At 57.3% G+C, this 23,700-nt stretch carries 19 protein-coding genes; 12 read left to right on the plus strand and 7 right to left on the minus strand.

Annotated features, from left to right (window positions below; all coding sequences use genetic code 11):
• Positions 1 to 8 precede the first annotated feature (8 nt).
• Entirely contained in the window at positions 9 to 1,016 is a 1,008-nt protein-coding gene (bmt, locus tag BCF46_RS12610; protein WP_121024796.1) for a betaine--homocysteine S-methyltransferase, read from the minus strand.
• 400 nt (positions 1,017 to 1,416) lie between these two features.
• Entirely contained in the window at positions 1,417 to 1,731 is a 315-nt protein-coding gene (locus BCF46_RS12620) for a DUF1476 domain-containing protein (protein WP_121024800.1), read from the minus strand.
• A gap of 194 nt (positions 1,732 to 1,925) precedes the next feature.
• On the opposite strand from BCF46_RS12620, the gene purC reads away from it, so the two are divergent.
• The 8 genes from purC to BCF46_RS12660 all read left to right on the plus strand — a co-directional run bounded on the left by purC (position 1,926) and on the right by BCF46_RS12660 (position 11,583).
• Positions 1,926 to 2,687 (plus strand): phosphoribosylaminoimidazolesuccinocarboxamide synthase, encoded by a 762-nt coding sequence (purC, locus tag BCF46_RS12625; RefSeq protein WP_121024802.1) that lies wholly within the window; start codon positions 1,926 to 1,928, stop codon positions 2,685 to 2,687.
• A gap of 12 nt (positions 2,688 to 2,699) precedes the next feature.
• Positions 2,700 to 3,074, plus strand: a complete 375-nt coding sequence (locus tag BCF46_RS12630; RefSeq protein ID WP_121024804.1) for a ribonuclease E inhibitor RraB — start codon at positions 2,700 to 2,702, stop codon at positions 3,072 to 3,074.
• 13 nt (positions 3,075 to 3,087) lie between these two features.
• Positions 3,088 to 3,318, plus strand: coding sequence for a phosphoribosylformylglycinamidine synthase subunit PurS (gene purS / locus BCF46_RS12635; protein WP_121024806.1), 231 nt, complete (start codon positions 3,088 to 3,090; stop codon positions 3,316 to 3,318).
• Positions 3,318 to 4,355, plus strand: a complete 1,038-nt coding sequence (locus BCF46_RS12640) for a zinc-dependent alcohol dehydrogenase family protein (RefSeq protein ID WP_121024808.1) — start codon at positions 3,318 to 3,320, stop codon at positions 4,353 to 4,355. The genes purS and BCF46_RS12640 overlap by 1 nt, the downstream gene beginning before the upstream one ends.
• Before the next feature lie 14 nt (positions 4,356 to 4,369).
• Positions 4,370 to 5,038, plus strand: a complete 669-nt coding sequence (purQ, locus tag BCF46_RS12645; protein ID WP_121024810.1) for a phosphoribosylformylglycinamidine synthase subunit PurQ — start codon at positions 4,370 to 4,372, stop codon at positions 5,036 to 5,038.
• 53 nt (positions 5,039 to 5,091) lie between these two features.
• Positions 5,092 to 6,936 (plus strand): sensor histidine kinase, encoded by a 1,845-nt coding sequence (locus BCF46_RS12650; protein ID WP_121024812.1) that lies wholly within the window; start codon positions 5,092 to 5,094, stop codon positions 6,934 to 6,936.
• Positions 6,937 to 6,969: 33 nt separating this feature from the next.
• Positions 6,970 to 8,298 carry a sigma-54-dependent transcriptional regulator gene (locus tag BCF46_RS12655; protein ID WP_121025393.1) on the plus strand — a complete coding sequence of 443 codons (1,329 nt, stop codon included), beginning with the start codon at positions 6,970 to 6,972 and terminating at the stop codon, positions 8,296 to 8,298.
• A 516-nt stretch (positions 8,299 to 8,814) separates the two neighbouring features.
• The gene (locus BCF46_RS12660; protein ID WP_121025398.1) at positions 8,815 to 11,583 is read left to right on the plus strand and encodes an Rne/Rng family ribonuclease; all 2,769 of its coding nucleotides are present in this window, start codon (positions 8,815 to 8,817) and stop codon (positions 11,581 to 11,583) included.
• 47 nt (positions 11,584 to 11,630) lie between these two features.
• Here the strand turns inward: BCF46_RS12660 and BCF46_RS12665 are convergent, their stop codons facing one another.
• Positions 11,631 to 12,974 carry a M48 family metalloprotease gene (locus tag BCF46_RS12665; RefSeq protein WP_121024814.1) on the minus strand — a complete coding sequence of 448 codons (1,344 nt, stop codon included), beginning with the start codon at positions 12,972 to 12,974 and terminating at the stop codon, positions 11,631 to 11,633.
• Between the two features lie 80 nt (positions 12,975 to 13,054).
• Between BCF46_RS12665 and BCF46_RS12670 the strand changes: the two genes are divergently transcribed.
• The 4 genes from BCF46_RS12670 (at position 13,055) to prfB (ending at position 19,338) form a co-directional block, all read left to right on the plus strand.
• Complete coding sequence (locus BCF46_RS12670) at positions 13,055 to 14,191, plus strand: pyridoxal phosphate-dependent aminotransferase (protein ID WP_121024816.1); 1,137 nt, start codon at positions 13,055 to 13,057, stop codon at positions 14,189 to 14,191.
• A gap of 60 nt (positions 14,192 to 14,251) precedes the next feature.
• The gene (locus BCF46_RS12675; RefSeq protein ID WP_121024818.1) at positions 14,252 to 15,457 is read left to right on the plus strand and encodes an N-acetylmuramoyl-L-alanine amidase; all 1,206 of its coding nucleotides are present in this window, start codon (positions 14,252 to 14,254) and stop codon (positions 15,455 to 15,457) included.
• Positions 15,458 to 15,578: 121 nt separating this feature from the next.
• Positions 15,579 to 18,101 (plus strand): penicillin-binding protein 1A, encoded by a 2,523-nt coding sequence (locus tag BCF46_RS12680; RefSeq protein WP_121024820.1) that lies wholly within the window; start codon positions 15,579 to 15,581, stop codon positions 18,099 to 18,101.
• 109 nt (positions 18,102 to 18,210) lie between these two features.
• Positions 18,211 to 19,338 (plus strand): peptide chain release factor 2, encoded by a 1,128-nt coding sequence (gene prfB / locus BCF46_RS12685; protein ID WP_121024822.1) that lies wholly within the window; start codon positions 18,211 to 18,213, stop codon positions 19,336 to 19,338.
• Between the two features lie 10 nt (positions 19,339 to 19,348).
• Here prfB and BCF46_RS12690 read toward each other — a convergent pair whose 3' ends face one another.
• The 4 genes from BCF46_RS12690 to BCF46_RS12705 all read right to left on the minus strand — a co-directional run bounded on the left by BCF46_RS12690 (position 19,349) and on the right by BCF46_RS12705 (position 23,696).
• Positions 19,349 to 20,746, minus strand: coding sequence for an MFS transporter (locus tag BCF46_RS12690; RefSeq protein WP_245990110.1), 1,398 nt, complete (start codon positions 20,744 to 20,746; stop codon positions 19,349 to 19,351).
• A gap of 84 nt (positions 20,747 to 20,830) precedes the next feature.
• A complete protein-coding gene (locus BCF46_RS12695) occupies positions 20,831 to 21,373 on the minus strand; it encodes a bactofilin family protein (RefSeq protein ID WP_121024826.1) in 543 nt (180 codons plus the stop codon).
• Positions 21,363 to 22,709 carry a M23 family metallopeptidase gene (locus BCF46_RS12700; RefSeq protein WP_121024828.1) on the minus strand — a complete coding sequence of 449 codons (1,347 nt, stop codon included), beginning with the start codon at positions 22,707 to 22,709 and terminating at the stop codon, positions 21,363 to 21,365. Before BCF46_RS12700 ends, BCF46_RS12695 begins: the two co-directional genes overlap by 11 nt.
• 174 nt (positions 22,710 to 22,883) lie before the next feature.
• Positions 22,884 to 23,696: a ferritin-like domain-containing protein gene (locus BCF46_RS12705; RefSeq protein ID WP_211332814.1), complete on the minus strand. Its 813-nt coding sequence runs from the start codon at positions 23,694 to 23,696 to the stop codon at positions 22,884 to 22,886.
• Between the last annotated feature and the right edge of the window lie 4 nt (positions 23,697 to 23,700).

A 23,700-nucleotide genomic window follows, 5' to 3' on the forward strand; every position in this document is an offset into this window, starting at 1 on the left:
GACATCTGTCAAGAGCGGGCGCGGCGACGTGTGACGCGAGGGGCGGGGCCTGCGCCGTCTGTGCCATCGCTCTCCGACGAGAACCCACCGAGTTTGGCGGTTATTTGCTGCAATGTTGGGCGCTCACCACGAGGGCGGGATTCGAGGGCCGCGCGCATCCTGCGCAGATGATCCGGCGTGGTCCCGCAGCAACCACCGATGATCGTCGCGCCGGAGTCGCGGGCGAGGCATGCATAGTCTGCCATCAAATCGGGTGTGCCATCGTAGTGGATGTGGCCGTCATGGTATTTCGGAATGCCGGCGTTGCCTTTGGCGATGATCGGGATGTCAGAGCCGTCAAATCCAAGCACCGTGCGCAGTAGATCAGAGGAACCGACCCCACAGTTAGCCCCAAATGCCAAGGGCTGTTGCGGCAAACGTTTGGTCAGTGCAGTCAGGGCTGCGGATGTCAGACCCATCATCGTGCGGCCCGCGGTGTCAAAGCTCATGGTGCAACACCACGGCATATCGGCAAGTTTCGCGGCTTCGGACGCAGCCTTCAGTTCCTCGGGCGCGGAAATCGTCTCGGACCAAAGAACATCTGCACCACCCGCCTTCAAGCCTTCTGCCTGCTCATGGAACATTTCGACAGCGCTTTCGTGGGTGAGTGTCCCCATCGGGACCATAATGTCGCCAGTTGGTCCCATGGAACCGGCAACAATCACTGGACGCCCTGCGGAATCAGCAACTTCGCGGCCAATTTCGGCCGCCAAGCGGTTTAGCTCAAACACGCGATCTTGGGCATCGTGTAGCTTCAGGCGAGACGCATTGCCGCCAAAAGTGTTGGTCAAGAACAGATCGGATCCTGCGTTGACGGCATCGCTATACAGCCGATGAATGCGGTCTGGATGATCCGCGTTCCACAATTCCGGCGCATCACCAGAGCTTAGCCCCATGTTGAACAATTGTGTACCAGTCGCCCCGTCTGCGAGAAGCCAATCGCGGTCGGCAAGCAGGCGGCTGAGAGCATTGGTCATGGAATGGTCCTGTCATAAATCGGAGTCCGTCAACGGCCTCATCACATGCGAGCCTAGATGAATCAAATTGATAATTATCATAATGATCATGAATTTGACGTGCTGGCTGAGACGGGTTCCCAGTCGTTTGGTCGCGGATAGAGAGACTGCAAAGTGCAAGCCTCGAAAAGAGGTAGGGTGGAATGCTATCCGTAGCAGTGAATTGGCGCGCGCATTCTGGTTCAATACCTGCGGGAAAATGAACCAGCTCACCTGAGCACTTGATATAATCATAGAGGAAATGGCTATACTTCAATGCGCAAAGCGATAGCGGGCTGAGGTCAATGGAGGAACGACTAGGCGAAAAAAAGGCCACCAGAGATGCTCTGACGGCCTTTCCAAGATACTGGGTCTCAGTGTTTTACAGCTCGGTCAGCAACTGGGCTTTGGCTTCGGCCATCAGCTCTGCCATCTTCGCGCGAATGGTAGCTTCAGCGGCCTTATCGCCAAGATCACCAGCGACCTTGCGATATACATCTTCGTCACCGGCTTCTTCGAAATCGGCGCGAACCACTTCTTTAGCGTAATCTGCTGCGTCATCGCCGGATTTTCCCATCAGCTCTGCGGCCCACAAGCCCAGCAGCTTGTTGCGGCGGGCTTCGGCCTTGAATTGCATTTCTGCGTCATGGGCGAATTTGGATTCAAACGCGTTTTCGCGGTCATCAAAGGTGGTCATGCACGGCTCCTGTGGATGTCTGTTCCTCTTGATATGCCCATGCTTTCGCGCTGACGCAAGGGGTTGGTGTCTTCGCGGGGTGAAGTGACGCGGCTTGCATTGCTTGTCTGACCCGCGCGGGTGACGTATAGGCTCGGCTAACGAGGGGACATGAGTCCCGCCCCGCGCGGGACGCCGCGCCACAGGAGATGCCCATGGCACGCCGCAAGAAGATCTACGAAGGCAAAGCTAAAACGCTGTATGAAGGCCCCGAGCCGGGAACGCTGGTCCAGTATTTCAAAGACGACGCGACCGCCAACAACGCCGAAAAGCACGGTATAATCGAGGGCAAGGGCGTGTTGAACAACCGCCTGAGCGAGTTCTTTATGACCGGTCTTGGCCATATCGGTGTGCCTACACACTTCATCAAACGTCTGAACATGCGTGAGCAGTTGATCCGCGCGGTGGAGATCATTCCGCTGGAGGTGATTGTGCGCAACTACGCGGCCGGCTCCATGGCGAAACGTCTGGGGATGGAAGAAGGCACCATGCTGCCGCGACCCATCGTCGAGTTTTCTTATAAAGACGACGCCTTGGGTGATCCGCTGGTGCCTGAAGAATACATCATCGCTTTGGGCTGGGCGAGCCAGCAAGATCTGGACGACATCATAGCGCTAGCGTTGCGGGTCAATGATTTCATGTCGGGTGTCATGTACGGCGTTGGCATCAAGCTCATTGATTTCAAAATCGAGATTGGCCGCCAGTTTGATGGTGATTTTCAACGCTTGATCGTTGCAGACGAAATTAGCCCAGACAGCTGCCGGCTGTGGGACATGGAAACCGGCGAAAAACTCGACAAGGATGTATTCCGCCGCGATCTTGGTAACCTGGCCGATGCTTATACCGAAGTTGCCCGTCGTTTGGGCGTTTTACCCAATAACAACGCGCCGTTAGGCAAGCCTACATTGATTAACTAACGGACATCGCCCGTGATTTTACGTTTGCTCAATTCCATCGCCGCGCGGTTTCGCAAGCCGTTGGAATTGGGCAGTCCGAAGGCCAACAAGCTGGTCCTTGCGCAAATCGCGGAGCAGGGGGACGATGGTACGCAAGAACGCCATGTGCGCCACTTTGCCTATCCGCTGCGCGGTCCAAATGCGGCCGGCATGGATCATGCTGTTGAATTGTTCGCCGAGGCTGGGCTGGACGTTTCCGAGACACAGTTCCGAAGCGGCGTTATGGGCGAGCACTACGCGGCCGTAGCCGATGAAGAATTTGACCAACTGACAGACAGCCTGCGTGATGAATTTGCGCGCATGGGCTGGGAATATGACGGCTGGGAATGCGCCGTCTTAAAAAGCTGAGGGAGCTACGATCATGAAAGCACGCGTCCATATCATGTTGAAAAACGGGGTGCTGGATCCACAAGGCGAGGCCGTGCGCCATGCGCTAGGGACTTTGGGCTTTTCGGGCGTGAACGGCGTACGTCAAGGCAAGGTAATCGAGCTGGATCTGGCCGATGGCACCACTGAGGCGACTGTCAAAGACATGTGTGAGAAGCTTCTCGCGAACACCGTGATCGAAAGCTACACGATCGAGATGTCGTAATGCGCGCAGCCGTACTTCGCGAGTATAACGCGCCATTGTCCATCGAGGACGTGGCCGAGCCGGATTGCCCGAAGGACGGAGTTGTTCTGAAGGTGATGGCGTGTGGCGTGTGCCGTTCGGATTGGCATGGCTGGACGGGAGAACACCCGCGCGTGAAGCCGGGCCAGATCGGCGGGCATGAATATTGCGGTGAAGTTGTTGAAGCGGGGCCGCTGGCAACGCACAAATTGGGCGACAGGCTGATCGCTCCGTTCATTCTGGCCTGCGGCGCATGTCCGTCATGCCAAGAGGGAAACCAGAACACCTGCCCAAATCAGCGCCTTCCGGGCTTTGTCGAGCCCGGTGCGTTTGCCGAGTATGTGGCGGTGCCGTTTGACCACAACCTCGCCTACTTGCCAGAGACTCTATCACCCACCGTCGCCGCCGGCCTTGGATGCCGCGTCACGACGGCGTGGCATGCACTGACAGGGCGCGCGGCGTTGCAGCCGGGTGAGTGGCTGGCCGTGCATGGCACCGGCGGCATTGGGCTCTCTGCGCTTCTGCTCGGCGTCGCTATGGGGGCACGTGTGGTTGTTGTCGATATCGTCGAGGAAAAACTCACCCACGCCAAAGGCTTGGGGGCCGAAGCTGCGGTGAATGCCATTGACGGCCATGTCGCCGCTCAAATCAAAGAGATTACCGGTGGTGGGGCCCATGTGTCAGTTGAGGCGCTTGGCCTGCCTATCACCACCAACGCCTCCATTGAATGCCTGCGCCCGCTGGGGCGCCATGTGCAGGTTGGTATGCCCGTCGGCCACACCGCCACGATGGAAATCAACATGAGCGCGGTTTATCTGGGCAATCTGGCGCTCTATGGAACACGTGGCATGCCGCCGTGGAAGTATCCGAGCCTGTTGGCGCTGATCACCAGCGGTCGTATTGATATGTCGCCACTCATTGCCCGCGAAATCGGATTGTCTGGCGTTTCGGACGAGCTTGCCGCCTTCAACGGGCCGACCCCTCCGGGCGTGGCCGTCATCACTGATTTTCTAAGTTAAAGGATCGTTTTGCCATGAAAGCTGCCGTCATTGTCTTCCCCGGTTCGAACTGCGACCGCGATCTTGCCGAAGGGTTCCGCCAAGCGGGCTTCGAGGTGTCTATGGTGTGGCACAAGGATACCGACCTGCCAAAGGGTATGGATGTCATCGGAATTCCGGGTGGTTTCTCCTTCGGTGACTACCTGCGCTGCGGCGCAATCGCCGCGCAATCGCCGATTTGTCGCGCGGTGGTGGATTATGCCCATAAAGGCGGCCATGTGCTTGGCTTCTGTAATGGATTTCAGGTGCTCTGTGAGACCGGCCTGCTACCCGGAGTGCTGATGCGAAACGCCGGTTTGAAATTCGTGTGCCGCCAGCAAGCGCTGCGGGTCGAGACGGCGGATAGCCCGTTCACCAATGCGTACAGCAAAGGCAGCGAGATCATGGTGCCGATCGCCCACCACGATGGGAACTTTTCCGCCGACGCTGATTTGGTCAAACGACTGCGTGGCGAAGACCGTGTCGCGTTCAGCTATGTGGACAACCCGAATGGCTCGACCGGTGACATTGCGGGTATTCTCAGTGAAAACCGCCGTGTTCTGGGAATGATGCCGCATCCGGAACGTGCATGTGAGCCTACCCATGGCGGGACCGACGGGCAGGGCGTGTTCAAATCCCTGACCGAGGTTTTGGCTCTGGCGTGATTTCGCCTATGGGTGAGCTTGAGAGTGCTCGGGCAGTAACCTAATCTAGGCGCATGAAGACAACGCCTCCATCTGGCGGCTCCGATGTAAAAACGGTGCCGTCTTATCAAGTTCGGCCATCGCCCAAGGCGACGTGGCTGGTTCGAGGTATTGTTATCGCACTCATTGCGGTGGCCGTCGGGATCATCTGGATATCCAATCTTTGGCTAACCGACCGTTTCACCGAAACCACACGCAACCGTGGCGAGATACGATTAGCTCTCTATTCAAATGCCATCACGTCAGAGTTGCAGCGCAACCGAGTGGTGCCATTGTTGCTATCACGCGACCCTGTGATGATCTCGGCGTTGAACTCTAACGATTTCTCGGCCACGTCCCGCCGCCTGATTTCGTTCTCGGAAGAGATTGGCGCTGCTGCGCTGCGTCTTTTGGATCAGGACGGAGTGACTGTGGCGTCGTCTGATCGTAATGAATTGGGTGCGGTGTTCCGCAACTCGCCCTACTTCGTCGATGCGCTGCGCGCTAACGACACCGTTTTTAACGCAACACAGCTGGAAAGCGGGGCTTATAAATTCACCTATGCCCGCCGGATCGAATCCGAGAAGCAGGGCATCGGTGTAATCGTCGTCGATGTGGACCTACGCCAGTTCGAAACCCGTTGGCGCTCGCCGTCTGAGGCCGTTCTGGTTGCCAATTCCGAAGGCCAGATTGTTATAGCAACAGATCCGCGCTGGCGCGGGCTCGACATCGCCGAAGCGTTGGAGACTCGGACGCCAGACAGTGCCCTGCGTCGCGCCTTTGAGGCAACCGGTGGGCTGTTCGATATAGAACAACCAGATGCTTATTTTCGCGGCGAGGCGGTGATGGAAATGGTCGGACGCATCCCGTTCAGGGGCTGGCGGATCACATCGTTCTCGACCTATGCGAGTGTGCGGGAACGGGTGAACGGGGTCCTTGCCATCGAGATTATGGCTTTTGCCATTCTGCTTGCATTGGCATTCTATGTTCTGTCTCGCCGCGCTCAATCGCAAGCAGGGTTCTTTCGCCGCGAGAGCGAGGAACTACGCGCACTGAATCTGCGTCTTAGCCGCGAGATTGCGGAGCGCCAAAAAGTACAAAAGAACCTTGAAGTGGCGGAGCAATCTTTGGCTCAGTCGCAAAAACTTGCGGCTTTGGGAGAGATGTCCGCCGCTGTGAGCCACGAGTTGAACCAACCTCTGGCAGCGATGAAGACCTATCTTGCAGGTGCCAAGCTGCTGCTGCAACGCCGCCGCCCTGACGAAGCTCAGGCATCCTTCCAGCGGATTGATGATTTGATAGACCGGATGGGTTCGATAACGCGCCAGTTGAAATCTTACGCCCGCAAAGGCGGAGACGCGCTTGAGCCCGTGGATTTGCGAGACGCCGTGCGCGGCTCGCTATCGATGATGGAGCCGCAACTAAAGCGCGGCGATGTGCGCGTGGTTTCCACCTTGCCCGAGGAACCGGTTCTGGTTCTTGGCGACCGTGTACGGCTGGAGCAGGTAATTATTAATCTGTTTCGTAACGCGCTGGATGCCACCAAGGGCGTGGCTAAACCGCAAGTCGAGATATTGCTTAATTCGGGCGAAACCGCCGTGCTTAGTGTCCGCGACAACGGCGAGGGACTCGAAAGTCTCGAAGAGCTATTTGAGCCGTTTTATACCACCAAACAACCGGGTGAGGGGGTTGGACTTGGTCTTGCCATCTCATCCGGGATTGTCGCTGATTTGGGCGGTCGACTCACCGCCCGCAATGGTCAGGCTGGCGGCGCCGTTTTCGAAGTTCAGCTACCGATCTTGGGCCACGACGCCATCAAGACCCAACCACCAACACCATTACCCGCCTCAGACAGTAAAAAAATTGAGGCCGCCGAATAGGCGAACTACAGCAAAAGGAGCCAGATCATGGCCATGAACGCATTGAAGATTGCAATTGTCGATGACGAGCAGGACATGCGTCAGTCGATTTCCCAGTGGCTTGCTTTGTCAGGCTACGACACCGAGACGTTTTCTAGCGCAGAAGACGCGCTAAAGGGTATTGGCAACGACTACCCGGGCATTGTCGTGAGTGACATCAAGATGCCTGGCATGGACGGCATGCAGTTCCTCAAACGATTGATGAGCCAAGACAGCGCCTTGCCGGTTATCATGATCACAGGCCACGGCGATGTGCCCATGGCGGTGGAGGCGATGCGCGTGGGCGCCTTCGATTTCCTTGAAAAGCCGTTCAACCCCGACCGGATGACCCAACTTGCCAAGCGCGCGACCATTTCGCGCCGTCTGACGCTGGACAACCGCGCCCTGCGTCGCGAACTGTCAGACGGTGCGGCTTTGATGAAAAAGTTGATCGGCTCGTCGCCGGTGATGGAGCGCCTGCGCGAGGACGTTCTTGATCTTGGGCAAGCGGACGGCCACGTGCTGATTGATGGCGAAACGGGAACAGGCAAGACCTTGATCGCCCACGCGCTTCACGCCGTCGGGCCACGCGCTGGCAAGAAATTCGTGACCCTGAGTTGCGCCGCCTTTGACGAGGCGTCCTTGTCGAAGAAGTTGTTCGATCCGGTTGTCGAGGGCGAGGAGCTGCCGTTGGTGGAGCAGGCCCGCGGGGGCACGCTGGTTCTGGAAGACATCGAAGCCCTTCCGGGTACGCTGCAAGCGCGGTTGCTGCAACTTATCAATGAGCAGGGCAGCCCTGCCGAGACGCGGATCATTGCCATTTGTAACACGCAAGAGCAGGACAAAACTTGCGAGGATTTGATCCGCGCTGATCTTTATTACCGCCTCGCTGCGATGAAAATTACCATCCCACCGTTGCGCCAACGCGGTGAAGATATTCTGACTCTGTTCAATCGTTTCGGGGAACAATTCGGCGAGGAGTACGGGTCAGATGCGCCGGAGGTCTCTGCTCAGGAGGCCGCACAGCTTTTGCAGGCTCCGTGGCCCGGCAACGTGCGCCAATTGATTAACGTGGCCGAGCGTGCAGTTTTGCAAAACCGCCGTGGCTCTGGCTCGATTGCCTCGCTGTTGATGGCGGATAATTCCGAGATGGGACCAGTGATCACCACCGAAGGCAAGCCGCTGAAGGAATATGTCGAGGCGTTCGAGCGGATGTTGATCGACAATACCATGCGTCGCCACAAAGGCTCCATCGCGTCTGTGATGGACGAGTTGTGCCTGCCGCGCCGGACGTTGAACGAAAAGATGGCCAAATACGGCTTGCAGCGGGCCGACTACGTGTAAGCCGCTGTTATCGACCTCAAGTGGCCGGATGCTGTGTGGCATCCGCGCCATTGTGGGGCTGATCAATGCGCTGACCGTGACCAGAAAGCGCGAGTTATCCCCTCACATTCCGATTGTTCATTGTAATCGGCATGCAAACAATACTATGTGTTGTAGACGGCTTGGTGCCCCTTGTAGGCGCATTGGACCGGTTAGAGTTTCACTGCAGCCACGCCCGAAGGACAAAACGGGCTCACGCACCGCAGGATTGACGGCCTTTTTTGGCCATCGCCGCTGGCTCGCAAGACGCGCCGTGGCACCATTCGTAAGGCTTGCGCCACAAGTTGTGGCCCGGGTCGGAGACAAGAACGCGATGAGACGCGACAGGCACAGCAACGTATACCATGACGGGGGACTCCCCGCGTCACAGGCCGTATTGCAGCCATCTGCGTCCACTCTCGCCCAAACAAGACATCCCGTTAACGCCGCCGCACCCCCTGGGGTGTATTCGACGTTAGCCAGATGCAACTGGAAAACATGGCTAAGAAAATGCTTATCGACGCCACCCACGCGGAAGAGACCCGTGTCGTGGTGGCAGACGGAAACAAAGTTGACGAGTTTGACTTTGAATCAGAGAATAGACGCCAGTTAGCTGGCAATATCTACCTAGCAAAAGTTACGCGCGTAGAACCGTCGCTGCAGGCGGCGTTCGTGGACTATGGTGGAAACCGTCACGGCTTCCTTGCCTATTCGGAAATTCACCCGGACTATTACCAGATCCCGATGGCGGACCGTCAGGCGCTGATTGACGAAGAACTGGAATACGCCCGCCAGCAGGCAGAAGAAGACGAGAAGCCGAAGAAATCTTCACGCTCCCGTTCGCGGTCTCGGTCGCGCTCACAAAAGGCCAAGACTGATGACGCGGTTGTAACCGAAGAGGTCAAAGAGCCTACTGAGGGTGACACCGTTTCGACAGAGGCAGCGGGTGTAGCACCCGACGATGCCGTTGACGCTGATGCATCTGTAGAGTCCATTGAAGCCGAGGTGGTTCCGGCCATTCCGGGTATGGATGTTGTCGATCTGGACAGTGACGCTGATGGCAACGACGATGTCGACGAAGAAACCTCCGCGTCCGAGAAGGACGAAAACATCGAGAGCGTTGCTCAGGAAGATGTGACCGAGGAAATTCGCCAGCCACGCAAACCACGTGCAAAGCGCTACAAAATCCAAGAAGTCATCAAAGTTCGCCAAATTCTGCTGGTGCAGGTTGTGAAAGAAGAGCGCGGCAACAAAGGCGCTGCACTGACCACATACCTGTCGCTGGCCGGTCGTTATTGCGTCCTGATGCCGAACACTGCGCGCGGCGGCGGTATCTCCCGCAAGATCACTAACCCCGCAGACCGCAAGAAACTCAAAGAAATTGCCAACGAGATCGATGTGCCTTTGGGCGCAGGCCTGATTGTGCGTACGGCTGGTTCGCAACGGACCAAATCAGAGATCAAGCGCGATTATGAATACCTGCAACGCCAATGGGAGCAAGTGCGCGAACTGACGCTGAAATCTATCGCTCCGGCGCAGATTTACGAAGAAGGTGATCTGATCAAGCGGTCTATCCGCGATCTCTATAACAAAGACATCGACGAAGTCTTTGTTGAAGGCGAGGCGGGCTATCGCGTCGCCAAGGACTTCATGCGCATGATCATGCCGTCCCACGCAAAAAACGTGAAACGCTACACTGACCCGATGCCGTTGTTCGCGCGCCATCAGGTCGAATCCTATCTTAGCGGTATGTTCAACCCGACCGTGCAGCTGCCGTCTGGCGGCTACATTGTTATCGACACGACCGAGGCGCTGGTCGCCGTGGACGTGAACTCTGGCCGGGCCACCAAAGAAGGCTCGATCGAGCAAACTGCGCTGAAGACAAACCTGGAGGCCGCCGCGGAAGTGGCCCGCCAGATGCGTCTGCGTGACCTTGCCGGCCTGATCGTCATCGACTTCATCGACATGGACGAACGCCGCAACAACACTGCCGTCGAGAAACTGCTGAAAGACAAACTGAAGACTGATCGTGCGCGCATCCAAGTTGGACGTATCTCGGGCTTTGGCCTGTTAGAAATGTCGCGTCAGCGTTTGCGCCCGGGTATGTTGGAAGCCTCTACTCAGCCTTGCCCTGCGTGCCATGGAACTGGCTTGATCCGCTCTGACGACAGCCTTGCGCTGACCATTTTGCGCCAATTGGAAGAAGAGGGTACGCGCAAGCGGTCCAAGGAAGTTCTGCTCAAAGCGCCGATTGCGGTCATTAACTATCTGATGAACGAAAAGCGCGAACACGTGGCCCAAATAGAAAGCCGCTACAATATGGCGGTGCGTCTGGAAGCTGACGCCCATTTGGTCAGCCCGGACTATACCATCGAGAAATTCAAAACCGCGACGCGCGTAATCAACCCGGTTGCGTCGAACGTGGTCTCGATGGACAGCATCGACATGTCTGACATTGATGAGATGGAAGACGAAGTCGAAGTGGAAGACGCCAAAGAGGTTGTTGAAGCTAAAGCTCGAACGGACGCGCCCGAAGTGGAGTTGGACGAAGACGGCAATCCGAAGAAGAAGCGCCGTCGGCGTCGTGGTGGTCGCGGTCGTTCCAAGTCTGCTGCGAACCGCTCCGAAGACGGTGCGACCGAAAATAGCGATGACAATGGAGACGCGAAATCTGATGGGGCCAAGCCGGAAGAACAGTCCGCGAAAACTGATGTAACCGAGGACGCCAAACCAGAAGACGAAGGTGAGAAGCCGAAGAGAAAGTCACGCTCTCGTAGCCGTTCCAGATCCAAGGCGACAACCGAGGAGTCTACTTCGGGCGACACTGTTGCTGAAGTTGCTCAAGATAAACCGGACGCTGCTCCTGACGGGGCCGCAGAAGCCGAGGCCAAGCCTAAGAAGGCCCCCCGTTCGCGGTCGCGCGCTAAGAAGGTTGACGCTGCTGAGGCCCCAACGGCTGTTGAGGCAGAGGTGACGGAAGATGTCCCGTCAGAGAAACCTAAGAAGGCAAGCACGCGTAAGCCACGCGCTAAATCTACAAAGGCCAAGGCTGAGGAGGCTCCGGCGGACGTGGCTACACAGCCTGCAGCTGTTGAAGTACCTGCCGAGGTCGTGACCGAAGACGCTCCGGTGGAGGCGAAACCGAAGAGGACACGCACGCGGGTGTCCAAGCCGAAGCCGGTTGAGGCGGAGGCCGAAGTTGCTGCAGAGGCCGAGATCGAAGCGGCCAAGCCAAAGCGCAAAGGTTGGTGGTCTCTCGGACGCTAAGTCGCGTAGCTGAGTATTAGGAAAGGCCGGGCGATTGTCCGGCCTTTTTATTTGCGCCTCTTCTTACGCTTCGGCGCGGTCTCCGCTGCGATCAAAACGTCCTGCGCGCGCAGCCACCCAGAGGAACCTCGGGGTAGGGCGCCCATAGCCCGTTTTGCGTGAATAGCTGCATCGTCGAGCCGGCCTAGCACCGCATACCGCTCTGCCGTTGCCACTGATGCCATGGCGTTCTGACCGTTCTTGGCATGGGCAAGCGCGAGATTACGCAGCATTTGCGGGTCGCCCGGATCGCGCGACCGCGCGCGGATCAAAATCGCCAACGCTTGCTTTGCCGCGCCGCTTGAGCCTTGAGCCAGTAGCGCGCGTCCCAGACCAGCCTCGATCAGCGGTTCCCTTGGTGCCAGTGCTAAGGCCTGCTTGTAAGACGCGACAGCGGCATTGAACTGACGCCCCTCTAACAAAATCTGACCTTTAAGTTCGTGATAATAGGGATCGCGCGGTCGCATTTTTAATAGCGCGTTCATCTCGACGGATGCTTTTTTAAGGTTAGGTGTCTTGTGATAGGCGATGGCGCGACGCAAAGTTGCGATCTCGCCTTTCCCCTTACTCTCGGAGCGGCGCAGCACGTAACGTGGATTGCGCAAAAAACCGTTGAGCTTGGCTGACATGCGCGCATACCAGTATTTGGCCTCCGGCGTGGTCGCTTTAGTGCGGCCCTTGAAGCCCGCCGCATAGCCCTTCACCGCACGCAGCCTGTCTTGGGTCAGTGGGTGCGTACGCGCATACGGGTCTTGGCGTCCTGGGCGCAAAGCATCTTGCCCGCGGAAAATCTCAAGAATGTCGATCATGGCCGAAGGATCGATGCCGGAACTGGCCATATAACGCATGGCCGATTGGTCGGCAGAAGACTCCTCGGCGCGCGTGTGGGCAAAGAACCGTCGCGCGGCGGAGCTGCTGATGCCTGTCGCTAATCCGAGAGCCGCGTCGCCATTTCCACCAATCGCCGCAGCCGCCGCGAGAGCCATGCCAATGGCGGTAACCCGACCCGCGACGCGTGCGTTGGTAGCGCGACGCGTTAAGTGACCATTTGCGATATGGGCCAACTCATGCGCAATGACGGCCTGTAAGGCCTCGGGGCGATTAAGCTTCATCACGAGGCCCGAATGGATGAAGACATGGTTCGCATCGACGACGAAGGCATTCAGTTTCGGGTCATTGATCAACAGGATGCGAATACGACCCGATCCAAACCCCGCAGCCCGTAGCACCGGTTTGGCGAGTTGCTGAAGTGCCTGCTCTACCTCCGCATCACGAATAAGGCTGGCCGCCTGCGCAGGCAACGTCGCGAGAGTTGCAGCCAGAACCAAGAGTAAAGATTGCAAGAGTTTCAAGGCAGGACCCTTTCAAGCGATTGACCCCACGCGCAGGGACTGGTTTGAAGCACGAAACACCGCAACCCTGCGAGGATATCATGCGAAGTTCAAGCCGTGGCGACGTCGATCCCTTCATTGTTATGGACGTGATGGAGCAGGCCCGCCGTTTGGAGCAGTCGGGCCGCTCGATTATCCACATGGAAGTCGGACAGCCCGGCACTCCCGCCCCTAAGGCCGCCCGCAAGGCGCTTGCCGACGCGATGGAGCGTGACGCTCTTGGATATACCGTGGCGCTTGGGTTGCCGGAACTGCGCGAGGGCATCGCCAAACTTTATGCGGATTGGTACGGCGTGGACTTGGACCCCGCACGGGTTGTGATCACCGCTGGCTCTTCCGCAGCCTTCGTTTTGGCCTTCACAGCGCTGTTCGAGGCGGGCGAGATTGTTGGCGTGACCGAGCCGGGTTATCCGTCATACCGTCAAATCCTCAAATCACTAAGCTTGAAGCCGTATCCAATCCCGACTTATTCAGCCGACCGGCATGTGCCGAAATTGCCCGACACTGCTCTTGCGGGTCTGATCGTTGCGTCGCCTGCAAACCCAACAGGAACGATGCTGTCAAAAGACGACCTTGGCGCATTGATTGCAGCTTGTCAGGCCAACGACACGGCCTTTATTTCGGACGAGATTTACCACGGTGCGCAATACGAAGGTCGTGCGGTGTCGGCGTTAGAGCTGTCCGACGACGTTTATGTCATCAATTCCTTTTCAAAGTATTTTTCCATGACCGGTTGGCGCTTGGGCTGGATGGTGGTCCCAGAAAACCATGTGCGACGGATCGAACGATTGGCGCAGAACATGTTCATCTGTGCACCGCACGCAGCCCAGATTGCAGCGCTCGGTGCTTTGAGCGCGCGTGACGAGACCGAAGCCATGCTTGCGGTGTATAGCGAGAACCGTCGTCTCATGCTGGAGGGGCTGCCTGCGGCCGGTTTCAACAAGATCGCACCACCGGATGGAGCATTCTACATCTATGCGGATGTGTCAGATCTGACGCAGGATAGCCCTGGCTTTGCAGCCGAAATTCTAGAGCAGGCGGGTGTAGCCGTTACGCCGGGTTTGGATTTTGATCCGGTGCGGGGGCACACCACATTGCGGTTTTCTTATGCGCGCAGCACGGAAGACATCGCCGAAGGGCTGCGGCGTTTGGCCAAGTTCATGACAGAGCGAAGGTAATTCGCCCCTTCGCCCGCTTGGGGAAACCTGTTACGGTTCGAGAAAAGAACAAGGGCGGTCATGAGCAGGCTGATCTCACTCACAACAATGGCGTTCCTGTGTTGCATGGGAATGGCCTTTAGCGCCGCGTCCCAAGACCTGCGGGCGCTTGCGCGCGTCGACATGGATGCGTCGGGCGTGGAAGACAGTTACAGCGTAACGGTCTTGTCCTTGGCGTTAACACAGGCCGTACCCTACCGGGTGCAGGTTTTTGAGGCACCCAATCGCATCGCCATAGATTTCCGCGAAGTCGCCTTTGAGCCGGACCTAACTGGCCTTGACCGTGCGGACCGTGTGACAGACCTGCGTGCGGGGGTAATCCGCGACGGCTGGTCGCGTCTTGTTCTGGACTTGGCAGAACCGATGCTCGTGTCAGAAGCCGGTATGGTCACCGACCCGCAAGATGGTGACGCGATCATAACCGTGAGCCTTGAACCCACGTCTCAAATCGAGTTTTCCAAGCATGCGGCATCCAGCTTGACGGGTTTGGTCACGTGGCAGCACAACAACGCAGTGCAGGCGCAGGATGTTCGTCGAATGGTGGTTATTGACCCCGGCCATGGTGGCGTTGATCCCGGTGCGCAGCGCTTTGGCGTGGATGAGGCTGATCTTATGCTTCAATTTGGCCGTGAGCTTCGTGAGCAATTGCTACGCTCCGGACGCTATGACGTGATTATGACGCGTGAGGACAATAGTTTCGTGTCGCTGCCACAGCGGGTCTCTTTGGCGCGTGCGGCAGGGGCGGATGTATTTATTTCGCTGCACGCGGATGCTCTGGCAGAGGGGCGGGCCACCGGCACCACTGTTTATACGCTGTCAGACGAAGCCTCGGACGAGGCGTCTGCGAAGTTGGCGGAACGGCAGGACAGAACTGATATTCTCGCGGGTGTGGACCTGACAGCGCAAGATGACCAGATCGCAACGGTGTTGATGGATCTGGCGCGCCGCGAAACCATGCCCCGCACCGATCGGCTGGCTGATGCACTGGTAGATGGGTTGCGCAATACGTTGGGCGAGCTGCACAAGCGGCCCAGGTTGGAGGCGGGGTTCTCGGTGCTGAAAGCCCCGGACATCCCGTCAGTACTGATCGAGTTGGGTTTCATGTCGTCCGAAAAGGATTTGAAACGGCTTCAGGATCAGGTTTGGCGTAGTCAGGCAGCGGTCGGGATTGTCGACGCACTGGACCATTGGGCGCTCGAAGACGCTGCAATCACGGCGGGTCGATGACGATCATGCGAAAACGTGATCAAAACTGGCCGCTTTTGGCCGGTTTTCCCCACAGGGTCGTTTTGACCTTGGGCGGTGCTACACATATATATTGTTCAACACGCTTTTGGGGGCATGGCTAATGCTGCGCGCGATTCTATCCTTTTTCGGGTCGATCTTCAGTCTGATCTGTATCGGTGCCTTCGCGGTGGCGTTGCTTATCGGTGCGATCTTCTTCATGTATTCGCGCGATCTGCCCGATACGGACACGCTGGCACAATACTCGCCGCCAACCATTAGCCGCATCTATTCCGGCCAAGGCGCATTGATCGATGAGTTCGCGCAAGAACGCCGCCTGTTTGCACCTGCGGACGAAATCCCCGACGTGGTGAAACAGGCCTTCATCTCTGCCGAGGACAAGTATTTCTACACGCATAAGGGCTATGATCCGCTTGGGATGGCAAAGGCTGCCATTGATGCGGCCCAAGGCGCACGGCTCCGCGGGGCATCGACGATCACGCAGCAGGTGATGAAGAACTTCCTGTTGTCGGGCGATCGCTCCGCAGAGCGCAAGATCAAGGAATTGATCCTCGCATCGCGGATCGAAGGCACGTTGAGCAAAGACAAAATTCTAGAACTATACCTGAACGAAATTTTCCTCGGGCAGAACAGCTTTGGGGTAGCCGCTGCGGCGCAGACCTATTTCAACAAAACCCTGTCGGAACTTGAGATCGAGGAAGCCGCTTACCTCGCCGTGCTGCCCAAGGCTCCATCAAACTATCATCCCGTCCGCGAAGCCGAGCGCGCCATCGGGCGTCGCAACTTCGTGCTGCGCGAAATGTTCGAGAACGGCTACATCACCAAGGATCAGTACGAGGTCTCGCGTGAAAAGCCTCTGGACACAGTTCAGAGCGGTAGCTTTGCGAATTTCAAATCGGATTTGCCGGATCGTGATTACTTCACCGATGAAATTCGCCGCCAGTTGTCCAAAAACTTTGGCGAGGAGGAGTTTTTCGGGGGCGGTTTGACGATCCGCGCGACGGTTGATCGTGAGTTGCAGGAGGCGGCAGCAAAGTCGCTTCGTCGCGCACTTGAGGGCTATGATCGCGGACGTGGCGTGTTCCACCGCGTAAAAGCCAAAATCGAACCTGAAAAACTAGCCGGTGACGCGTGGCGCGAGGCGTTGTCGGACACCGTCTTCCCAAGGGATATTGAAGGCTGGAAAGCGGCGGTCGTTCTGGGACTGGACGGGGCGAACGCGACCGTTGGTGTTGAGGGAGTTGGCGATACGGGCCAAATTCTTGGCGCGGACGTCAAATGGGCGCGTCCACGGCTTGAGAATGGAAAGCTGGGCAAGGCTTCGGCCAAAGCGGATAATCTGTTGGATGTGGGCGACGTGATACATGTTCGTCCACGCGATGATGGATCGTGGTCGTTGCGCCAAGTGCCGGAAGTGCAGGGCGGCTTTATGGCGATGGACGTCAACACCGGTCGTGTCCTGGCGATGCAGGGCGGGTTCTCCTATCAGCACTCGGTGTTCAACCGAGCGACACAAGCGACGCGTCAGCCGGGTTCCAGTTTCAAGCCGTTCGTCTATGCCGCAGCGTTGGACAGCGGGTTTTCTCCCAATACGATCATCGTTGATGCTCCGATTGAAATTAACACGCCTCAAGGACTGTGGCGTCCGAAAAACGCGTCCAATAGATTTTATGGCCCTGCGCCGGTGCGTACAGGAATTGAGCAGTCGCGGAACCTGATGACCATTCGACTGGCGCAGGAAATTGGTATGGATACCGTTGCAAGCTACGCCGAACGGTTCGGCGTTTATGATGATATGAATCCGTTTCTGTCGAACGCCCTTGGGGCGCAGGAAACCACACTGATGAAGATGGTCACGGCTTACGCGATGTTCGCCAATGGTGGTGAGCGCGTGGAGCCCACATTGGTGGACCGCGTGCAAGATCGCTGGGGCCGCACGGTGTACCGGCACGACAAACGCTCTTGCGAAGATTGCCAGTTGGCGTCGCTTGCCCCGGATTTTGCACCGACCATCAATTCCAGCCGTGAACGGGTGATGGACGCCATCACTGCCTATCAACTGACATCAATGATGCAGGGCGTTGTGCAGCGCGGGACAGCGCGCAAGACCGTCAATTTGAGTGTGCCTACGGCGGGCAAAACGGGGACAACCAACGAAGCCAAAGATGTCTGGTTCGTCGGCTTTACCTCGAACATCGTCGCTGGGTGTTATATCGGGCATGACCGCCCGCGTGGCCTCGGCCGTGGGGCTGGTGGCGGTGGCATGTGTGGTCCGGTGTTCAACAGGTTCATGAAGAAGGCGACGGCCAAATATGGTGGCGGAAAGTTTGACGTCCCGCCCGGCGGATATTTTGTCAAAATCGACCGCTTTACGGGGGCCGTCTTGCCCGCGAACGCAAGCGGTGACCATGTCGTGGTTGAGTATTTCCGCGACGGAGAAGAGCCCGCCTACGGGCTTGGCGCGATCATCGATGGTGGTTTTGCCATGGGGTCAAACCTGAACTTGTTCACGCGCGGAACTGACGACGTGACGGCAGTGACCGAGGTGACCACCTCAACTGGCAAAAAGGCCGTTATTCCAAAGCGGGCAAACTTTGGCACTTTGAGCGCAGGCGGTTTGTACTGATTTTGCCTGCGCCTCCGGCGGGAATATTTTTGCCAAGATGAAGCCTGCTTGCGTGGCGGCGGGCTGTGGCCTATCACCTTGATCTAACCAGAATTGCAGGACTTTCCCCATGCGCGCGGACGCCCAAAACAACGTGGATGCTATCGAGAAATCTCTGGCCTTGTTGCGTCAGCGGATGGATTGGGAGACGGCTGCGTATCGGCTGGAAGAGTTTAACGCGCGGGTCGAGGACCCCAATCTTTGGGACGATGCGGAGGCCGCGCAAAAGCTGATGCGGGACCGTCAGTCTTTGGTGGATTCTATCGACAGCTACACCGTGATGAAGCAAGAGTTGGACGATAATATCGAGTTAATCGAGCTGGGCGAGATGGAAGATGACGACGAAGTCGTCTCGGAGGCCGAAGCCGCGCTGGTGACCCTGAAGGAACGCTCTGCGGCTGCCGAGTTGGAGGCTCTTCTGAATGGGGAAGCCGATGCCAATGACACGTTCCTTGAGATCAATGCGGGCGCTGGCGGCACGGAAAGTTGCGACTGGGCATCGATGCTAGCGCGCATGTATACGCGATGGGCTGAAAAGCGCGGCTATAAGGTGGAGCTGCAGTCAATGTCTGCGGGTGACGAGGCCGGGATTAAGTCGGTCGCCTACAAAATCAGCGGCCACAACGCGTATGGGTGGTTGAAATCTGAAAGTGGTGTTCACCGGCTTGTACGTATTTCACCATTCGACAGCGCCGCCAAACGGCACACGTCCTTTACGTCGGTGTGGGTGTATCCTGTGGTTGACGACAACATCGAAATTGACGTGAACCCATCCGACATTCGCATAGATACCTACCGCTCGTCGGGTGCGGGTGGTCAGCACGTGAACACCACGGACTCGGCGGTTCGGATCACTCATGAGCCGACGGGCATTGTCGTAACCTCGTCAGAGAAATCGCAACACCAGAACCGTGACATTGCTATGAAGGCGCTGAAATCACGTCTGTACCAAATGGAGCTGGACCGCAGAAACGCGGCGATCAACGAGGCACATGAGAATAAAGGTGACGCGGGCTGGGGAAACCAGATCCGGTCATATGTATTGCAGCCTTATCAGATGGTCAAAGATCTGCGCACGAACTACGAGACTTCGGACACCAAGGGCGTACTGGACGGCGATCTTGACGGCTTTATGGGGGCCACACTAGCGATGAACGTATCCGGCAAGTCCCGCGCCGAAGCGCAGGGCGAAGACTAAGTCATCGGGCTTAGCCTCGGGCCGCGCTGCGCCCGCCGATTGCCGCAATAAGTGCAGACACCAGGCAGACTGCCGATGCCCCCCACGCCACCTTGATAAACGCAGCATTGGTGGCAGCCGTGTGGCCGGGATCTTTCAAAATTTCGCCGAAAGTTGCGGGTCCGTCAGCTGCGCCATAGCTGATGGCCACAACGCTTCCCATGACCGCGACTGCTATCAGGCTAGACATACGGATTACCGCATTGTTAATGCCCGAAGCCGTGCCCGTAGCGTGTGTCGCGACAGAGTTCATAACAGCAGTCGACAGGGGCGCGACGACCAATCCCATGCCGATACCTTGAAGGCACATGGCGGGCAGAACCGCACCCCAGAAGTTTTGGGTAGGAATAACGAGTGCAAGCGCCGCGTAGCCTGTTGCCAGAACCAAAGCCCCCCCGACAAGCAGGGGCGTAGGCCCAATGCGGCTGGCTAACTTGCCCGCGTTACCAGACAAAAGGGCGATGAAAACAGACAGCGGGGCATAGGCGGCGGAGGTCGTAATTTCTGACTCGCCCCAGCCGCCGATAAGGACCATTGGCAAATACATCAATATGGCGGAGAAGGCGAAATAGATACCAAAGGAGGCGGTATTGGCGATAGAAAATCCGATGTTCTTGAACAGCGATAGTGGCATCATCGGATGTGGGCTCCGCGCCTCGATACGTAAAAACAAAAGTATCATGGCCACACCGCTCAGCCCTATAATAAGGGCGGTTTTTGATGCCGGCTCTCCGTGTTCAGCCCCGCTGAGCGACCATGCGATCAATCCTAGCCCAATAACGGCCGACAGACCGCCCGGAATGTCTACACCGCGCTCAGGCTGGCTTGGGTCTTGCTCGACCTTTACATATAGAAAGTAGAGCGCCAACAGACCCAACGGTAGGTTAACAGCAAATATCCAGCGCCAGACATCCGGCCCGCCAAAGGTCAGGGCCAAGCCCCCTATGATTGGCCCAAGCGCTGCGGTCACCGCCGCCGCCGCCGCCCAGGTTCCGATCGCCTTGCCACGTTCTTCTTTCGGGTAAGCGCGGCTGATAAGCGCCAGTGAGCCAGGAACCATAAACGCCGCTCCGAGGCCTTGAATGGCCCGTGCCCCTATAAGGACATTCGCGGTCGGCGCGAATGCGCAGGCCATGGAGGCGATCACAAACAATGCGATGCCGCCGCCGAACACCCGTGCCAAGCCGAACCGGTCGCCTGCAGCACCACCAACGAGGATCAGGGCGCTCAGCGTAAGCATATAGGCGTTGGAAATCCACTGCGCCTCGACAAGAGACGCGCCCAACGACATTCGCATGGCAGGAAGGGCGATCGCAACAATCGAGCCGTCGATGAAGCCAAGAGACGAAGCAAGAATCGCCGCGACCAATAAGTACGGGCGGCTTTCTGGAGCGCAGAGAGGTAACGTCCTTGGATCGCTGTGGTCCAAGGGCGCTATTTCAACCATGAACTCTTAGACTTTTGGGTTTTCAGCCGAAGCGGCAGCCGGAGCCGCATGTGTGGTCTTCGAGCCACCGCCAGCGTTCTTTGCGGCGCCCGTATTTAGCGGATCTTCCTGTCGCTGAACTGAGCCCTCGAAATGGGCGCCGCTCTCAATGGCGATCGTTTTGTGGATGATGTCGCCTTCTACGCGAGCTGTAGAGGTCAAACGAACCTTTAAGCCGCGTACACGGCCAATAACGCGACCGTTGACGACAACGTCATCAGCAACGATTTCGCCCTTGATGACTGCCGTCTCGCCAACGGTCAGAAGGTGGGCGTGGATGTCGCCTTCTACATTGCCCTCGACTTGAATGTCGCCCGTGGACTTCATGTTGCCTGTGACCGTCAGATCGGTGGATAGGATTGATGGCGGTGCTTTGGGGCGCGGCGCTGATGCAGCGAAGTCCGGCTTTGGCGCGGCGCTGGACGAAGAAGATGGCGCAGGTTTTGCCTGATCTGAGGTGCCCTCAGTGGGTTTTGCGCTTGGGTCGTTGATTTTGCTTTTAGAAAACATCGCGTCCTGCCTTGATATAGGTCATCGGGTTGACCGGAGTTCCGTTGAGACGGACCTCGTAATGAAGATGGGTGCCGGTGACACGGCCAGTGGCTCCCATATCACTGATACGATCGCCACGCGATACCCTTTGACCAACTTTTACACGAATATTCGAGTTATGGGCATAGCGGGTTTCAATACCAAAGGCGTGTTTGATCTTAACGAGTCGGCCATACCCAGACTGCCAACCGGCGTGAGTCACAACGCCGTCTGCCGTCGCATAGATTGCCGTGCCGCGGGCTCCGGCGAAATCAACACCTGCATGCATGCGTCGGCCAGCCCCTTTCGGGTCCTTGCGGTACCCAAAAGGCGAGGTGAAGCGGAATGCGGATTTAACGGGCATCGCGACCGGAGATTTGTCTGCGGCGATGCGGAACAGATTGATTCTATCCAGCTCCTTTAGCAGGCGGTTGGCTCGTGTCGAGGTTTTGTCGGTGATGGTACCGCCGCCGGATGTGGACATGGTAGCTGGCAGTAGCGGACCGCCTTGGCCAGAATACCCGCGGCGGACTTCACGCAAAATGCTCTCGGTCGGCATGCCAGCTGCGCGGAACATTTTATCAAGTGGCTCAAGAGAAACGGTGACGGCTTCCTCAAGACGGGTGAAAATTTGCTCGTTGCGATCTTCATTCATTTTCAGCGTAAAGCGAAGCTCTTCGGCGATATCTATTGCATCCTGCGCATCGCGGGAGATCTGATCACGCTCCGCTGCGGTTTGCTCAAGAGCATCTGTCAAAAACGAAACGGACCCGTCAGTGCTTTTGGCGCGGGCCAACAGGGGGGCGTCCGGATTTCCTTCGGCGTTAATTTGCGCCAAAAGGACTTCAGTCTCGTCACGCGCAGCATCACGATCTTTCATCGTTTTGCGCAACGTGGTCTGGATGACTTCAATCCCTGTTTCCAGCTCGTTGCGGCGATCTTCGGACGCGAGCAGCGATGATTGCATCTCTGAGATTTGCTCAAGGGCAACATAGAAACGGTCGTGAGCCGCCGACGCCTCGACTGCGCGGTCATCGCGCTCATTTGAAAGCGCGTTCAATCGAGCCTCGTAAATGGCGCGTTCGCGTTGAGCCTGCTCACGGGCATTGCCGGCACTGATCGTGTCCATTAGGAAAATCGCCGTCACAACGAAAGTCCAACACGCAATAGCTGCGCCACCAAGGACGATGCCAGCCTGCATGGTTGGGCGGAGGCGAATGAACCGTGTGCCGTCTTCCGACTTCAGAAAGAGGCGTTGCTCTGGCAGCTTGCGTTCAAGTGCGTGGTCTAGTGCGCTGAAAAGGCGTGTTTTCACAGTTCTATTTCCCGTTTTCCCCGAACATCTAAGCTGGCAAGGGGTCCCCACCGCTATCCCAGCTTGGAGTTGCTTAGACTTTGAGGAGAAATCGCGCAACAATTAAGCAGTTTGATGTGACAACCTGAGCCAATTTCGAGCGTTTTTGGCGGTATCTTGCCGATCCAAACGCTCTTATGGTTTCTGTTGTTCGACCAAGGGCCAATAAAAGTCTGGTGCGATGCCGGCCTCCGCGCGCTTTTCTTCGTTGAAGGGCGGCTTTAATTGGCCATAGAAATAACGGCGAACGAGTGCGTGGAACGTCGGCGTAGGGTCAAGGTTTTCTCGGCCACACAGAAAGTGAAACCATCGTGATCCGTAGGCCACATGGGCGACCTCTTCCGCATAGATGACGTCCAATGCATCAACAGCAGGTTGATCTTTCGCCTGTTTGAACAAGGCAATCATGCCCGGCGTCACATCCAATCCGCGTGCCTCCAGGACCATTGGAACCACGGCGAGCCGCCCCATGATATCATGGGCCGTTTCGATGGCGGATTTCCACATTCCGGCATGCGCTGGCAACGCTCCATAGTGGCTACCACGCGCTTCAAGACAGTCGGCCATCAGATTGAAATGTTTGGATTCGTCGTCTGCGGCCTGCACCCAGTCGTCATAAAACCCAATTGGAAACTCGACTTGGGCAAATCGTGCAATGATGTCCCAATGTAGATCGACTGCATTCAATTCGATATGCGCGATCGCGTGTAACATCGCGATGCGACCTTCGGGGGTGCCGGGTTTGCGTTGAGGTACATCACGGGGGGGTAGAAGTTCTGGCTGTGCCGGACGTGCGGGCATGTCAGGCGGCTGCGCGGTGCCCAATTCTATTTCGCGACCTTCAAGGCGGGCCGTTCGCCAGTCTTGCGCGAACTTTCGTGACAGGGCGGTTTTTTCTCGCGGGTCGGCTGTCGTCAATACTACGAGCGACATGTCACGTAAGCTCATGCTC

Source organism: Litoreibacter meonggei (assembly GCF_003663885.1).
In the GTDB taxonomy this organism is placed as follows: Bacteria; Pseudomonadota; Alphaproteobacteria; order Rhodobacterales; family Rhodobacteraceae; genus Litoreibacter; species Litoreibacter meonggei.